The organism is Ideonella sp., assembly GCF_036277275.1.
Classification (GTDB): domain Bacteria; phylum Pseudomonadota; class Gammaproteobacteria; order Burkholderiales; family Burkholderiaceae_C; genus Ideonella.
This window is the reverse complement of the sequence record NZ_DASUNH010000058.1, coordinates 1-2,425: the sequence shown is the minus strand read 5'-3', so window position 1 is coordinate 2,425 and position 2,425 is coordinate 1. Positions and strand designations below refer to the sequence as shown.

Below are 2,425 nucleotides of genomic sequence, written 5' to 3'. Positions count from 1 at the left end.
CGACCAAGACCGCAAGAAGACGCTCGAATCGCGCGTGCTGGGCCTGGCCAAGGTGGTCTACCACGGCAAGCTGGGATCGCAGGGCGACCGCGTGCAGCGCGTGATGGCGATCGCCCGCGCGATCGCTGCGCAGCTCGGTGGCAAGGCCCTGGCCGCGCAGGCTGACCGCGCCGCGTTGCTGGCCAAGGCCGACCTGCTGACCGACATGGTCGGCGAGTTCCCCGAGCTGCAGGGCATCATGGGTGGCTACTACGCCCGCCACGACGGCGAGCACGAGGCGATTGCCTTCGCTGTCGAAGACCACTACAAGCCGCGTTTCGCCGGCGACGAGCTGCCGCGCAACGACGTCGGCCTGGTGGTGGCCCTGGCCGACAAGCTGGAGACGCTGGTCGGCCTGTTCGGCATCGGCCAGTTGCCCACCGGCGACAAGGATCCGTTCGCGTTGCGACGTCATGCGCTGGGCGTGATCCGGATGCTGATCGAACGCGAGCTGCCGTTGGGGCTGGACGGCCTGGTCGCCGCGGCGGTGCCGGCTTTCGGCACCCTCATCAAGGACCCGAGCGCCGCGTTGCAGACCTTCTTCGCCGAACGCCTGGGTGGCCAGCTGCGCGAGCAGGGTTACTCGGCGCAGGAGGTCGACGCGGTGCTCGCCCTGGCACCGCAGCGCCTGGCCGACGTGAAAAAGCGGCTGGACGCGGTGCGTGCGTTCGCGGCGCTGCCCGAGGCGGCGTCGCTGGCGGCGGCCAACAAGCGTGTCGGCAACATCCTGAAGAAGGTCGAGGGAGACCTGCCGACCGAGGTGCGCGACAGCCTGCTGGCTGAAAGCGCCGAGCGCGCGCTGTTCGAGGCGATCAACGGCGTGCAGCCGCGCTCGACCGCGCTGTTCGACGGCGGCGACTACACCGGCTCGTTGCGCGAACTGGCCGCGCTGCGGACACCGGTCGACGCGTTCTTCGACGGCGTGATGGTCAACGCCGACGACCCGGCGCTGCGTGCCAACCGCCTGGCCTTGCTGGGCCGGCTGCATGCGGCGATGAACCGCGTCGCCGACCTCTCGCGCCTGGCCACCTGATCCGTCGCCCGCGAAAGGCACCGACCATGCAGACGCCCAAGCTGATCATCCTCGGCCGCGACGGCATCCTGAACCGGTTCCGCGAGGACCACGTGAAGGAGCCGTCCGAGTGGGAGCCGATTCCCGGCGCGCTGGAGGCGGTGGCCAAGCTGAACCATGCCGGCTGGCACGTGGTGGTCGCCACCAACCAGGCCGGCATCGGCCGCGGCATGATCGACATGTCGGCCGTCAATGCGGTGCACCTGCACATGATGAAGATGCTGGCCGCCAAGGGGGGGCGGCTCGACGCGGTGTTCTTCTGCCCGCACACCCGTGACGACGGCTGCGATTGCCGCAAGCCGTTGCCGGGGATGATGCACGACATCGCTCAGCGCTACGGCGCCGATCTGTCGCAGGTGCCGATGGTCGCCGACACGCTGCGTGACCTCGAGGCTGCGCGCGCTGCCGGTTGCCCGCCGCACCTGGTCAAGAGCGGGCGCGCCAGCCTGGTCACCGACGCCGAGCTGGCCCAGTGGGCGGCCGCGGTGCCGGGCACCGTCGTGCACGACGACCTGGCGTCGTTCGCGAGCTACCTGCTGCAACAGGAGTTGGCGGCGCGCTTCGCCGTCTGACCGATCTTCCTGCCCTCATGCAACGTCTCGGCTGGACCCTGCGCTCGGCGCTGTTCTTCCTGTGGTTGGCGGTGACCGTGGTGCCCTGGGCCACCTTCGTCGTGCTGATGTCGATTTTCGTGCGCGGCACGCCGTTGTACTGGGTCTGTGCGCGCTGGCTGGCGACGGCGATCTGGGGCGCGCGCATCATTTGCGGCGTGAAATGGCGGGTCCAGGGCATGGACAACGTGCCGACCGCGGCCGACGCGCGCGCGGCCGTGCTGCTGGCGCCCAAGCACCAGTCGACCTGGGAGACCTTCGCGTTCCCGGCGCTGATGCCGCACCCGCTGGCCTACGTGTTCAAGCGCGAGCTGCTGTGGGTGCCGTTTTTCGGCTGGGCGATGGCGCGGCTGGACATGATCCACATCGACCGCAGCCGCCGCACCGAAGCCTGGCACAAGGTGGCCGCGCAAGGCCGGCGCATCATGGGGCAGGGCGGCTGGGTGATCATGTTTCCCGAAGGCACGCGCGCACCGCGCGGCGGCCAGGGCGCGTACAAGAGCGGCGCCGCGCGGCTGGCCATCACCACCGGCACGCCGATCGTGCCGATCGCCGTGAGCTCGGCCAAGTGCTGGCCGCGCAAGAGCTTCCTGCTGCGCCCCGGCGTGATCGACGTCTCCATCGGCCGCCCGATCGCGGTGGAAGGGCGCAAGCCCGAGGAGCTGACGCGCGAGGTCGAGCGCTGGATCGAAGCGGAGATGCG

General features: G+C 70.1%; 3 protein-coding genes. All 3 read left to right on the top strand.

Annotated elements, in window-relative coordinates; genetic code table 11:
* Positions 1-1,072 (top strand): glycine--tRNA ligase subunit beta (gene glyS, locus VFY73_RS10775; protein WP_329718490.1); only part of this gene is annotated, 1,072 nt, incomplete at its 5' end.
* Between the two features lie 26 nt (positions 1,073-1,098).
* Positions 1,099-1,683 (top strand): D-glycero-beta-D-manno-heptose 1,7-bisphosphate 7-phosphatase, encoded by a 585-nt coding sequence (gene gmhB / locus VFY73_RS10770; RefSeq protein WP_329718488.1) that lies wholly within the window; start codon positions 1,099-1,101, stop codon positions 1,681-1,683.
* Positions 1,684-1,700: 17 nt separating this feature from the next.
* Positions 1,701-2,425: lysophospholipid acyltransferase family protein (locus VFY73_RS10765; RefSeq protein ID WP_329718486.1), on the top strand; the 725-nt coding region annotated here is incomplete at its 3' end.